Source organism: Xanthobacter tagetidis, assembly GCF_003667445.1.
GTDB lineage: Bacteria > Pseudomonadota > Alphaproteobacteria > Rhizobiales > Xanthobacteraceae > Xanthobacter > Xanthobacter tagetidis.
Map to the genome: position 1 here is coordinate 1 of NZ_RCTF01000001.1, position 13,379 is coordinate 13,379.

Genomic DNA, 13,379 nt, shown 5'->3' on the forward strand with positions numbered 1-13,379 from the left:
CACGCTCACCTTCACGCTGACCGACAAGGAGGGCGACGTGACCCGCGCCTCCGTCGGCCTCACCGTGGCGCAGCCCAACCGCGCGCCGGTGGCGACGGACGACGCGCGCACCACGGCGGAGGACACGCCGCTCGTCGTCTCCGCGGCGGACCTGCTGGCCAATGACGGCGACCTCGACGGCGACACGCTGAGCATCATCGGCTTCGGCGGCGCCAGCGGCGGCACGCTGGTCTATTCCGGCGGCACCTTCACCTTCACGCCGGATGCCGACTATAGCGGCCCGGCCTCCTTCACCTACACGGTATCGGACGGCAAGGGCGGAACCGACACGGCGACCGTCAACGTCACCGTGACCCCGGTGAACGACGCGCCGGTGGCGGCGGACGATGAGCGGATCACGCTGGAGGACAGGCCGCTGGTGATCCCGGTTTCCGACCTGCTGGCGAACGATGGCGATGTGGACGGCGACACGCTCTCGGTGACGGGCGTCGGCGGCGCGGTGGGCGGGACGGTGTCGCTCGACAACGGCGCGATCACGTTCACCCCGGATGCGGACTTCAACGGCGACGCCTCCTTCACCTACACCGTCTCGGACGGAAAGGGCGGGACCGACACTGCGACGGTGGCGGTGACCGTCACGCCGGTGAACGATGCGCCGGTGGCGGTCGGCGACACGGCCACCACCGCCGAGGACACGCCTCTGGTGATCGCCGCCGCGGACCTGCTGGCGAACGACGCGGACACCGACGGCGACATGCTCTCGGTGACGGGGGTCAGCGGCGCGGTGGGCGGCACCGTGGCGCTGGACGACGGCGAGATCACCTTCACGCCGGATGCGGATTTCAACGGCCCCGCCTCCTTCACCTACAACGTCTCGGACGGCAACGGCAGGACCGACACGGCGACCGTGAACATCACCGTCACGCCGGTGAACGACACGCCCTCCGATCTCGCGCTCTCCAGCAGCCAGATCGCGGAGAATCTTGCCGGCGCCACCATCGGCACGCTCAGCGCGAGCGATCCGGACAGCGGCGACACCCTGACATATTCCATCCAGCCGGGCGGCGACGGCGCGCTGTTCACCATCTCCGGCAACGAGCTGCGGGTGGGCGAAGCGGGGCTGGACTATGAGGTGTCGGCGACGCGCTCCGTCACCGTGCGCGCCACCGATTCCAAGGGCGCCTATACCGAAGAGACCTTCACCATCGACGTGCTCGACCGGCCGGAGACCGTGCTCACCACCGGCGCGGACGTGTTCGAGGGCACCGCGGCGGATGAGCAGGTTTTTGTCCCATACTTCTTCGCTAATTACACACTCAATCCCCAAGACCGGCTCTCGGGCGGGGACGGCTACGATGTGCTGATCCTGGACGGGTCGGGTCAGTTTAATCTTTCCACTCTGGCGGAGTTCACGGGATTCGAAGAAGTGCGGCTCGTCAACAATCCCTTCGGAACTCCCGCCAGCGTGTTCCTGCGCGACGGCGTAGATATCAAGGTCAATGCCATCGATCGCACCAATTTCTATCTTTCAACCGGGCTTGAGACGATCACGGCCGGATCGATGGGCGGTTATTTCTATGTCGACCGTCCGGTCGAACTCTCGGCAGGCGATGTGCTGCATGGAGGCGGCGGTCAAGATTTTCTCTATTTGTCGGGTGGCGATACCATCGACCTCAGTGCCTCTGAGATCCGCTGGATCGAAACTCTCTCCATTCAGGGTCCGACCACAGCAATCGTAGACGACGCCGTCCTCGTCGATTTCACCGCCGTGGAGGGCTCGGGAAATGGTGCGAAAGTCGTCACAGGCGCTTCGAGCCTCGACCTTTCCGGCAAGGCGCTCGCGGCGGTCAGCGTGCTGAGTACTAACGCCTCCGGCACAACGTTCACCATCACCAGTCCGGCGGCCGGCTATTCCATCCTCGGCGGCCCCGGCAACGACACGCTGGTGGCCAACGGCTTTGCCTACACCGCCGAGCAGCGGGCGGTGATCCTCGCCGCCACCGGCATCGACAACATCCAGGACAGCAGCGGAACCTATATGCAGCCGGCGCGGCCAGTCGGAAGCTCCAGCCTGACGACAGCATCTGATGTCGTCACTGCCAGCGCCGACGACCAGACCGTCTACGGTACGTCAGGTACTCTCAATCCTGGAGATTCGCTCGCCGGCGGCGGGGGCACCGATGCGTTGGTCCTCCTGGGCGACGGGGTCTTCGACCTCGCCTCACTGGCGGCATTCAGCGGTTTCGAGGAGGTGCGGCTCGTCAACGACTTCAACACCGCGGGCGCCAGCCTCAAGCTGCGCGACGGCGTCGATCTCTCCGTGACCGGCAGCGCATCCGACGATGTTTTCATCCTCTCCACGGGCGCAGACAAGATCGACGGCGGCACGGGCTTCGATACATTCCGCATCGAAAGCACGGCCGATCTCACGACGGCAGATCAATTGCGGGGCGGCGACGATTTGGACTATCTTCTTCTGAGTAGCGACGAAACATATGATCTAACGGATATCGACTTCGAGGGCATTGAAATCCTATCATTACGTAATTATGCGACAGCCGTCGTTAACAATGACGTCCTCGCGAAGTTAAGCCTAGTGACCGTAGACTACTCCGGCATTTTTGGTGGAACGCTCAGCACGGCTGACTCGACGCTCGATCTCTCCGGCAAGGTCGGGAACGTCCCCTACATCGTCAGCACCAACGCCACCGGCACCACCTTCACCGTGGATACCGCCGAAACCGCGCGCTTCGTCAAAGGCGGCGCCGGGATCGACACTCTGGTCGTGTCCGGCCTAAGCCTCACGAACAGCCAGCGCCAGTCCGTCTTCGACAACGGCTCCGTCGAGATCATCCGCGACGCCACCGGAATCTATGGCGACGAGACCGCCAATACGCTCGTCGGCACCACCGCGAGCGAGATCATCAGCGGCGGCGGGGGCGCCGACGTGCTCACGGGCGGGGCGGGGGGCGACACGTTCGTGCTCTCGACCGAGGCCGGGGCGCGGATCAGCGACTTCAACGCGGTGGGCGGGCTGGTGGCCGACGACGACAGCCTCGACATCGGCGCGCTGATCTCCGCCTCCAGCTTCGTCGCCGGTGACGATCTCGCGGACTTCGTGTGGGTGGAGGACGCCGACGGCGACGCCGGCACCTCCAGCGCCTATGTCATGTACGATGCGGACGGCGCCGGCGCCGGGGCGGCGGTGCAGCACACCCAGCTCGACGGGCTCAATGCGGGGGACACGCTGCACCTCGCCTATAACGGCACCACCACGGACCTGATGGTCATCCTCTGAGCGGGGGCAGGGGGGGAAGGCGAAGCGGGGCACCCCGTTTCGCCTGCCCCGCTTTGCCTGCCTCGCCTTTCCTACCCCGCCCGGAAGGTGCGGCGCAGCTGGTCGGCCAGCGGCTTGAGCAGATAGGACAGGGGCGTGCGCTCGTGGGTGGCGAGGTGCGCCTCCACCGGCATGCCGGCCACGAGGTCCAGCCCGCCGAGGCGCGCGAGCGCCAACGGGTCGGGCACGATCTCCACCACATAGAAGCTCGCGCCGGAGCGCTGGTCGCGCGTCACGTCGGCGGAGACGCGCGTCACCGTGCCGTCGATCTCCGGCGTCGTCTCCTGCTGGAACGCGCTGAAGCGCAGGCGCGCCGGCTGGCCGGTGCGCACCTGGTCGATGTCGGTCGGCTCCACCTGGGCGGTCACCACCAGCAGGTCGTCGTTAGGCACAATCTTCATCACCTTGTCGCCGGCCGCCACATAGCTCTTCAGCGTGTGCACGGCGAGCTCGTGCACGGTGCCGGCGCTCGGCGCGCGCACGTCGAGGCGCGACAGCTGGTCGAGCGCGGCGACGCGGCGTTCCTGAAGCTCGGAGAGCTTGCCCTCCGCCTCGCGCAATTCGCCCAGCGCGTCGCCGCGCATCTTCTGGTCGATGGCGAGGATCTGCAGGGCGATCTCGGCGATGCGGCCGCGCGCGGCGGCGCCGGAGGCGCGCAGCTGGCCGAGCTCCCCCTCGATGCGCGCGGCCTCGCGCCGCACCGCCGTGGCGCGGGCGATGGAGACCAGCTTCTTGTCCGCCAGTTCCTCCATGGAGGCGAGCTCCACATGGACGAGGGCGATCTCCTTCTCCTTGGCGGCGGATTGCAGCTCCAGCCCCTTCACCTGCTCGTGCAGCTGGTTGATCTGCTCGGCGAGCTGCGACTTCTGCCCCTCCCGCATTTCCGCGCGGGCCGCGAGCAGGCCCGTCTCCCCGGCCCATACGGCGGCGAGGACCGGGCTCGGCTGATGCTCGGAGGGGAGCGCCGGCGCCGCGGCCATGGCGGCGGCGAGGCCCGCCTCCACCTTGAGCCGGGCGATGCGCGCCAGCAGTTCGTCGATCTGCTGGGTGACGATGGCGAGATTGGCCTTGGCGAGGGTGTCGTCGAAGCGCAGCAGCAGGTCGCCGGCCTGCACGCGGCCGCCCTCGGCCACCGCGATCTCGGCGACCGTGCCGCCGAGCGGCGGCTCGATGGACTTGACGGAGCCCTTCAGCGTCATGGCACCGCCGGCGATCACCGCGCCGGAGAGGGGCGCCAGCGCCGCCCAGGCGCCGCCGCCCACCACGAACAGCGCCACCACGATGCCGCCGACCGCGAGGTCGCGGCGCGCGCGCTGCAGCGGGCCGGGGCCGGCCGGCGCCTTTTCCAGGTCGGCGCTCATGGCCGGCCTCCGGCGAGCGGCACCAGCGTGGGCGCGGCGGCCTCGCTTTCGCCGGCGCCGCCCTGCCGGGCGAGGATCTCGTCGCGCGGGCCGAAGGCGGCGAGGCGTCCGTCGCGGATGGTCGCCACATGGCTCGCGGCGCGGATGACGCTGGCGCGGTGGGCGGCGACCACGACGATGCCGCCGCGCGCCTTCACCCGCTCGATCGCCGCCAGCAGCGCCGCCTCGCCCTCGGCGTCGAGATGGGCGTTGGGCTCGTCGAGGATGACCAGGAACGGCGCGCCGTAGAGCGCGCGGGCGAGCGCCACCCGCTGGCGCTGGCCCGCGGAGAGGGCGATGCCGCCCTCGCCGATCCGCGTGTCGTAGCCGGACGGCAGGCGCAGGATGAGGTCGTGCACGCCCGCCTCGCGCCCCGCCGCGATCACCGCCTCCGGGTCGCGCTCGGCGTCGAAGCGGGCGATGTTCTCCGCCACGGTGCCGTCCAGCAGAGCGACGTCCTGGGGCAGGTAGCCGAGATGGCGGCCGAGCCGGTCCGGCTCCCACTGGTCGAGGCGCGCGCCGTCGAGCCGCACCGCGCCCGCCGCCGGCGCCCACAGGCCGGCCAGCACCTTCAGGAGGCAGGTCTTGCCGGCGCCGGACTTGCCCACCAGCGCCAGCGCCTCCCCGGCATTGAGGGTGAAGGCGACGCCCTGGAGGATCGGCCGCCCGCCCGCCGGTCCGCTGCCCGGCGCGCCCACCGCGACGGTCTCCACGTCGAGCCGCGCCAGAGGCGCCGGCAGCGCGGTGCGCTCGGCGGCGTGCTGCGCGCGCAGGGCGGCGAGCCGCGGCGCCAGCCGGCGCCAGGCCTCGCGGGCGGCGAGGTAGCCCTTCCAGTGCGCGGCGGCCAGCTCCACCGGCGCCAGCGCCCGGCCCATGAGGATGGAGGCGGCGATCATCACGCCGCCGGTGGCGTCGCCGCGCAGCACCAGCAGCGCGCCGATGCCGAGCAGGAGGGATTGCAGCAGCGCCCGGAACGAGCGGGACAGGGCGGCGAGGTTCACCGAGGAGACCGCGAGCCGCTCGTTGCCGGCGCGGCTCTCCTGGTCGAGTTCGGCGAAGCGCGCGCGCATGTTGCCGACCATGCCCAAGGCATGGGCCGCCTCGGCGCCGCGCCGCGCGCCCTCGATGAAGCCGGCGCGGCGGGCGGCGACCTCGGTCGCGGCCTTCACGCGGGCCTTGGAGCGCGCCTCGCCGGCGAGCGCGAGGCCGACGATGACGATGGCGCCCGCGAGCGCGGTGAAGCCGAGCCAGGGATGCAGCAGGAAGCACAAGCCCACGAACAGCGGCACGAACGGCGCATCGAACAGCACCGTCGGCCCGGGGCTGGAGAGGAAGGAGCGCACCTGGTCGAGGTCGCGCAAGGCGGCGGTGAACTCCCCCGGCGCTCCGAGGCGCGCGGTGCGGTGCAGCCCGTCCGCGAACAGCTCAGGCGCGAGGCGCTCCTCCACCGTGGCGCCGAGCCGTGCCAGCAGGCGGCCGCGCGCAGCGTCGATCACGCCCTGCACCGCATAGGCGGCGATCACCAGTCCGGTCAGCGCCACCAGTGTCGGCAGCGAGCGCGAGGGCAGGGCCCGGTCGTAGACCTGGAGCATGTAGATCGCCCCGGCCAGCATCAGGATGTTGACCGCCACCGAGAACAGGCCGATGCCGGCCACCAGCGGGACGAGGTCGCGCAGGCCGAGCGGCGATGCGCCCGGCCTGCTTTCCGCAGCGCTGCCCCGCGTGCGCCGCGTCATGTGGGGCGCCGCCCGGCCGCGCCCCCGGCGGTCCAAAGCGCCCTTGGACAATCCCGAACCGCACCCGCCATCGGCCGATCCCCGCTTGGGCCCGCGCCCGCGACCCCGTCGTGCAAGGCTGTACCGCCGCCGTGCCCCAGCGCATCACCCAATTGGGGGGGTGGAACGGGCAAAAGGGCTCGGCGCGCGCATGCGGCCACTCCCCGGCATGCGCGCGGAGCGGGGGCTGGCGCGCATGCGTGAAACCGGAGTGCGCCAAGGTTCGGGGCGTCCGTGAAACCGGCAATCGCCCGAGACGCGCCGCCCGGGACGGGCGGGAGGCCCCAGCCGTCCCCTCTGCCGTTCCCTTTCCGCCCGTCCTCTGGCCCGACCCTCAGGGTCCTGCGGTCGCCGACAGGCTGAACGCCGACAGCGCGCCGAACGGCGCGTCGTTCAGGAACAGGGGCAACAGCGGCGTGTCGGCCCTGGGCGTCGCGGACAGCGTCAGGGTGCGCGGGGTTGCGAGGAAGCTCTTCACCGCCGCGGCGACGTCCACCACGTCGGGATTGACCTGCGCCAGCACGGCGGCGATCTCGTCCACCTGCGCCGAGAGGTCGGCGCGGATCTCGTCCGGGCTCACGCCGGCGGCCTCGGCGAGCTGCTGGAACATCAGCTCTGCGAGGCCGAGATTCTCCACCTTCAGCGTCAGCGGCCGCGCGGTGACCTCGCCGAGCGCGCCGAAGGCCGAGGCCGCGTCGCCGAAGGCCTCCTTGGGCACGTTGCCGATGCCGGCGTCGAGCGTGACCGCGAACGCCTTCTCCAGCCGCGCGCCGAGCGGGCCGACCTGAAGGTCGCGGCTTGCCGGATCGTAGGCGATGTTGAGCGCCGTGCTCATGGTCGCGCGGGTGATGCCCGCATTGGCGAGATAGACGAAGGGCTCGCCGTCGGCGGCGCTGATCGGGCCGCTCACGTCCTTCATCTCGAAGCGCAGAGTAGTGGGAATCTCGCCCAGCACGCTGCCCCAGCCGAGGGTGAGCGCGCCGATGCGCAGCGGCTGCCCGGCGGCGGCGTTGTCCCCCTCATAGGGCACCTCGACGCCGGCCGCCTCGATGCCGGACACCACCTTGAACAGGCCGAGCGCCGCCATGGGCGTCGGGGCGTCGGCCTCCCGCGCGAGGTCCGCCAGCGCCTTCAGATCGAGCCGCCGCACCACGAACTGGGCCGCCTTGACCGGACGCTTGTCGGCGTCCGTGCCGTCGAGACCCTCCAGCTCGAAGGCGTCGAGCACGCCCGCGGCGAACCCGTCGAGCCGCACCGCGGCGATGCGCACCGTCTCTCCCTTGCTGGTGGCGGAAAGGCCGGTCATGGAGAAGGTGCGGAAGGCGAGGCCGTCGATGATGCGGCGGGTCTCCTCCACCAGCGCGCTCAGCTCGGCGACGGAGAGATCCGGCCCCTTGCGGGTGAGCGCGTCCAGCTCCAGCAGCCGGTCGAGCGCGATGGCGGAGGGCTTGATGCCGACATGCTCCAGCAGCAGCGAATCGGCGCCGGCCGTGCTGCCGTCATGGTGCTTCACCCGGTAGGGACCGGTCACGACCTTGCCGTATATCGCCTGGTAGTCGTCCGGCTCCTTGCCGGGCGCGGTGCCGGTGAGCACGGCGAGGAAGGGCGCGGTGTCGAGGCGCGCGGCGACGATGCCGGAAAGCTCGCCGGTCTGCCGCGCGCCGCCGGTGGGCGCGGCATCCTGCGGGCTCCCCTCGACCGGCACCTCGTCCGGCCCGGAGAAGCGGAGCTTGTCCACCAGGAGGCTGCGCACCTTGCCGGCGGCGATCTGCTCGGCGGCGATGCCCTCATAGGCCAGTTCCACCGGTACCGCGCCGGCCTTCGCGGGCTGCTGGCGCAGGGTCAGGCTGGGAATCGTGACCTTGGCGGCGCTGGTGGCGGCGAACTGGCGCAGCGCGAATCGCGCGGCGCCGAACGGCCCCGCTTCGCCCGCTGGCGCGGCGAGCGGCACCACGGGGCCGCGATAGCGGTCGATCATCACCTTGGGGATGGCATAGACGAGGGTGCCGCCGAACGCCGCCGGCCCGGAGAGCGTGATCTCCACTCCTTCGAGGTCGAGCGTCTCGGCCTCGGCGTAATTGTCGCGCGGCGGCTGGGCACCGGTGGCGGTGAGCCTCGCGATCTTCACCGTGGCGTCGGCGCCGCCGAGCGCGACGCCGGTGAGCACGATCGACCGCGCTGCCGGGTCCACGCTCGCCTCCGCGAACTGCGCGACGCCGCCGCGGCGGCGGATTTCCTCGAAGGCACGCTCCACCTCGGCGCGGGCGGTGCGATCGCCGAAGAACCGCACGCCGAAATAGCCCGCGACCCCCAGCAGGACGACCGCGACGAGGCCGATGGCCAGCTTCTTGCCCATTGTCGAGAACCCTTGATTGCAAAGCCTCGCGGCCGGCGCCTTCGCCGCGAACATGATCCTGCGCGGCGACGCGTCGCGCCGCGCCACCATAGCGCATCTGCGCCCCGCGGCGCGCCCCTCCTCGCGCCGTCCATGGTGCACCCGCACCCGTTACCCCGCGCTGCAGCATGACGAATGCGTGCGCGAGCCGTGACATCGGCAAGCGTGGCGGCTACTTTCCGGCCCGCACCGGCGGAGAGCGTAAAACCACGAACGGGGGAAGGTATGGCGTCCTATATTTCCGAGGATCTGCGTTCCGGCGCGCTGGTGTATCACCGGCTGCCGAAGCCCGGTAAGCTTGAGATCCAGGCCACCAAGCCGCTGGGCAATCAGCGCGACCTCGCGCTCGCTTATACGCCCGGCGTCGCCGCCGCCTGCGAAGCCATCGCCGCCGACCCGCTCCAGGCCGCCGAACTCACCATCCGTGCCAACCTCGTGGGCGTGGTCTCCAACGGCACCGCTGTGCTCGGCCTCGGCAATATCGGCCCGCTGGCCGGCAAGCCGGTGATGGAGGGCAAGGCGGTCCTGTTCAAGAAGTTCGCCGGCATCGACGTGTTCGACATCGAGATCGACGCCGAGACGGTCGAGCGCATGGTCGAGGTCATCAGCGCGCTGGAGCCGACCTTCGGCGGCATCAACCTGGAAGACATCAAGGCGCCCGAGTGCTTCGAGGTGGAGAAGCGCCTGCGCGAGCGCATGAAGATTCCGGTGTTCCACGACGACCAGCACGGCACCGCCATCATCGTCGGGGCCGCGGTGCGCAACGCGCTGGAGATCGGCAACCGCAAGATCGCGGACCTGAAGATCGTCACCTCCGGCGCGGGCGCGGCGGCGCTCGCCTGCCTCAATTTGCTGGTGACGCTCGGCGCGAAGCGCGAGAACATCTGGGTCACGGATATCGACGGCGTGGTCTATGAGGGCCGCAACACGCTGATGGACCCCTACAAGGAGATCTACGCCCAGAAGACCGACAAGCGCACGCTCGACGAGGTGATCGATGGCGCCCACATCTTCCTCGGGCTCTCCGCCGGCGGCGTGCTCAAGCCGGAGATGGTGAAGAAGATGGCGGACAAGCCGCTCATCCTCGCCCTCGCCAACCCCTCGCCCGAGATCATGCCCGAGGAGGCCCGCGCCGCGCGGCCCGACGCCATGATCTGCACCGGCCGCTCGGACTTCCCGAACCAGGTCAACAACGTCCTGTGCTTTCCCTACATCTTCCGCGGGGCGCTGGACGTGGGCGCCACCGACATCAATGCCGAGATGAAGATGGCGGCAGTGGAGGCGATCGCCGCGCTCGCCCGCGAGACCCCGTCCGACGTGGTGGCGCGCGCCTATGGCGGCGAGACGCGGGCGTTCGGCCCCGAATCGCTCATCCCCTCCCCGTTCGACCCGCGCCTGATCCTGCGCATCGCCCCCGCGGTGGCGAAGGCGGCCATGGCGACCGGCGTCGCCACCCGGCCGATCAAGAGCTTCGAGGCCTACGAGGACCAGCTCGACTATTTCGTGTTCCGCTCCGGCTTCATCATGCGCCCGCTGTTCGCCCGCGCGAAGCAGTCCATGAAGCGCGTGATCTATGCCGAGGGCGAGGACGAGCGCGTGCTGCGCGCGGTCCAGGCGGTGGTCGAGGAAGGCATCGCCAAGCCGATCGTGGTGGGCCGGCCGAGCGTGGTGGAAAGCCGCATCAAGCGCTTCGGCCTCTCCATCAAGCCGGGCACCAGCTTCGAGATCATCAATCCCGAGGACGATCCGCGCTACCGCGATTTCGTGCGCACCTACATGGATGTGGCGGGCCGGCGCGGGGTGACGCCCGACGCGGCGCGCACGCTGGTGCGCACCCACCCGACCGTGATTGCCGCGCTCGCCGTGCATCGCGGCGAGGCGGACGCCATGCTCTGCGGCATCGAGGGCCGCTTCACCCGCCATCTGCGGCAGGTGCGCGACATCATCGGCCTCGCGCCGGGGGTGAAGGAGCTGGCGGCCATGTCGCTGCTCATCACGCCCAAGGGCAACTTCTTCATCTGCGACACGCAGATCCAGACCGAGCCCTCGGCCGCGGACCTCGCCGAGATGACGGTGCTCGCCGCCGCCCATGTTCGCCGGTTCGGCCTGGAGCCGCGCATCGCGCTGCTCTCGCACTCCAATTTCGGCAGCCACGAGACGCTCTCGGCCAAGCGCGTGCGCATGGCCGTGGAACTGCTGCGCGAGCGCGCGCCCATGCTGGAGGTGGACGGCGAGATGCAGGCGGACGCCGCTTTGGTGGAAGACATCCGCAAGCGCTCGCTGCCGAACTCGCGCCTGGAAGGCGCCGCCAACGTGCTGGTGATGCCCGACCTCGACGCCGCCGACATCGCCTACAACATGATCAAGGTGCTGGGCGACGCGCTGCCCGTGGGCCCCATCCTCATGGGCACGGCGAAGCCGGCGCACATCCTCGGCCCGTCCGTGACGGCGCGCGGCATCGTCAACATGACGGCGGTGGCGGTGGCAGAGGCCCAGGTCGAGGCGTAAGCCGCGGGGCCAGGAACGAGGGCGCAGCGGCCGGGTGCGCCGCCTGCGCGGCCTGCCCAAACCGCCGTCATGCCCCGGCTTGTCCGGGGCATCCACGCCCCCTCCTAGCCTCGCCTCCTGGCCGCCGGATGGGCCTCCGATCAAGTCGGAGGGCGACGGCGGGGACCGGGGAGACGGCGGGGAGGCTACTCAAGGCAGCCGCGCAATCCCTGTTGTCCCCTACCCGAACCACCGTCATGCCCCGGCTTGTCCGGGGCATCCACCGTGCCGCCTGCGGGCGTGCGAATGTGAAGCGCCGCCTGGCCGCCGCGTGGATCCCCCGGGCAAGCCGGGGGATGACGGCGTTTCCGGATCCCGCGCCGCACCGCCCCACAGTGCGTTGAAGCTGCGCGGCGCGCGCCCTAGATTGCAGTTCAAGACATCGCGCGGCGTGGCTCCCCGAGGCGCCGCCGCCAGGAGCACGCAGACCCATGGCCGAGGCCGGCCCCCTTGATCCCGCCCCCCGCGCCCCGCGGCAGACGGCGCATGCCCGCATGGAGCCGCTGGCGCGGCTGCCGGTGTTCTTCGCTCTCCACGGCCGGCGCGTGCTGGTGGCGGGCGGCGGCGCGCCGGCGGTGTGGAAGGCGGAGCTGCTGTCGGCGGCCGGCGCGCGCGTCGAGGTGATCGCGCACGAGGTCTGCGAGGACATGTGGCGCCTCGCGGGGGCGGCGCCGGACGGGCCGATGGCGATCCATGTGCGGCCCTGGCAGGCCGGCGACATCGACGGCGCCGCGCTCGCCATCTGCGACGCGGCCGACGACGCCGAGGCGCAGCGCTTCGCCGCCGCCGCCCGCGCTGCCGGGGTGCCGGTGAACGTGGTGGACAGGCCGGACTTCTGCGACTTCTCCTTCGGCGCCATCGTCAACCGCTCGCCGCTGGTGGTGGGCATCTCCACCGACGGCGCCGCACCGGTGTTCGGGCAGGCGGTGCGCGCCAAGATCGAGGCGCTGATGCCGGCCGGCTTCCGGGCCTGGGCGGAGGCCGCCAAGAGCTGGCGCCGCGCGGTGTCCGCGCTCGAATTGCCGTTCGCCGCACGGCGCGCCTTCTGGGAGCGCTTCGCAGCGCGCGCCCTCTCCGAGCCGAACCACGCGCCGACGCTGGCCGACCGCGACGCGCTGATTGCCGGCCTGGTCGCCGACGCCGCGCCCCATCGCGGCTCGGTGGTGCTGGTGGGCGCGGGGCCGGGCGATCCAGAGTTGCTCACGCTCAAGGCGGTGCGGGCGCTGCAATCGGCCGAGGTGGTGCTCTATGACGACCTGGTCTCCCCGGCCATCCTCGACTTCGCCCGCCGCGAGGCGAAGAAGATGCTGGTGGGCAAGACCGGCTACGGCCCCTCCTGCAAGCAGGACGACATCAACGCTTTGATGGTGGACCTCGCCAAGGAGGGCCGCCGGGTGGTGCGCCTCAAGGGCGGCGAGGCGATGATCTTCGGCCGCGCCGGCGAAGAGATCGCCTTTTGCCGCGCCGCCGGCATCGAGGTCGAGGTGGTGCCGGGCATTTCCTCGCCGCAGGGGGCGGCGAGCCGATTGGTGGCCTCGCTCACCCACCGCGACCATGCGCGGCGGCTGCAGTTCGTCACCGCCCATGCGCGCGACGGCAAGCTGCCGAAGGACCTCGACTTCAAGGCGCTGAGCGACCCGGCCGCCACCACCGTGGTCTACATGCCCCGCCGCACTTTGCCGGACCTCGTGGCGAACCTCGCCGCGGTGGGTGCGGACCTCGCGACGCCGGCGGTGGCGGTGTTCTCGGTGACGCGGCCGGAGGAGAGGATCGTGCCGGCCAGCCTCGGCACGCTGGCGGAAGCGGTGGAGCAGGCGGTGACGGAGGGGGCGGAAGGCCCCTGCCTCATCCTCTACGGCCACGCGCTGGCCGAGGCGACGGTGTTCGCGGCGCGGGCGCCGGAGGCGGTGCGCCTCGGCCTGTGA

At 71.0% G+C, this 13,379-nt stretch carries 6 protein-coding genes; 3 read left to right on the plus strand and 3 right to left on the minus strand.

Going from position 1 to position 13,379, the window contains the following annotated elements:
- The first annotated feature begins 37 nt into the window (after window positions 1-37).
- Window positions 38-3,298, plus strand: coding sequence for a cadherin-like domain-containing protein (locus D9R14_RS00005; RefSeq protein WP_210210788.1), 3,261 nt, complete (start codon window positions 38-40; stop codon window positions 3,296-3,298).
- A 71-nt stretch (window positions 3,299-3,369) separates the two neighbouring features.
- Here the strand turns inward: D9R14_RS00005 and D9R14_RS00010 are convergent, their stop codons facing one another.
- The 3 genes from D9R14_RS00010 to D9R14_RS00020 all read right to left on the minus strand — a co-directional run bounded on the left by D9R14_RS00010 (window position 3,370) and on the right by D9R14_RS00020 (window position 8,868).
- Window positions 3,370-4,698: an HlyD family type I secretion periplasmic adaptor subunit gene (locus tag D9R14_RS00010; RefSeq protein ID WP_121621253.1), complete on the minus strand. Its 1,329-nt coding sequence runs from the start codon at window positions 4,696-4,698 to the stop codon at window positions 3,370-3,372.
- Window positions 4,695-6,473, minus strand: coding sequence for a type I secretion system permease/ATPase (locus tag D9R14_RS00015; RefSeq protein WP_121621254.1), 1,779 nt, complete (start codon window positions 6,471-6,473; stop codon window positions 4,695-4,697). The genes D9R14_RS00010 and D9R14_RS00015 overlap by 4 nt, the downstream gene beginning before the upstream one ends.
- A 373-nt stretch (window positions 6,474-6,846) precedes the next feature.
- Window positions 6,847-8,868 (minus strand): aq_1923 C-terminal domain, encoded by a 2,022-nt coding sequence (locus D9R14_RS00020; protein WP_121621255.1) that lies wholly within the window; start codon window positions 8,866-8,868, stop codon window positions 6,847-6,849.
- Window positions 8,869-9,132: 264 nt separating this feature from the next.
- Here D9R14_RS00020 and D9R14_RS00025 point away from each other — a divergent pair, with 264 nt between their 5' ends.
- Entirely contained in the window at window positions 9,133-11,415 is a 2,283-nt protein-coding gene (locus D9R14_RS00025) for an NADP-dependent malic enzyme (protein WP_121621256.1), read from the plus strand.
- Between the two features lie 470 nt (window positions 11,416-11,885).
- Window positions 11,886-13,379, plus strand: a complete 1,494-nt coding sequence (gene cysG / locus D9R14_RS00030) for a siroheme synthase CysG (RefSeq protein WP_121621257.1) — start codon at window positions 11,886-11,888, stop codon at window positions 13,377-13,379.

What these genes read in the sequence shown, in the direction of transcription:
- D9R14_RS00020 (WP_121621255.1), bottom strand. Translation starts at nt 8,868, where the DNA reads ATGGGCAAGAAGCTGGCCATCGGCCTCGTCGCGGTCGTCCTGCTGGGG.
- D9R14_RS00015 (WP_121621254.1), bottom strand. Translation starts at nt 6,473, where the DNA reads ATGACGCGGCGCACGCGGGGCAGCGCTGCGGAAAGCAGGCCGGGCGCA.
- D9R14_RS00025 (WP_121621256.1), top strand. Translation starts at nt 9,133, where the DNA reads ATGGCGTCCTATATTTCCGAGGATCTGCGTTCCGGCGCGCTGGTGTAT.
- D9R14_RS00010 (WP_121621253.1), bottom strand. Translation starts at nt 4,698, where the DNA reads ATGAGCGCCGACCTGGAAAAGGCGCCGGCCGGCCCCGGCCCGCTGCAG.
- cysG (WP_121621257.1), top strand. Translation starts at nt 11,886, where the DNA reads ATGGCCGAGGCCGGCCCCCTTGATCCCGCCCCCCGCGCCCCGCGGCAG.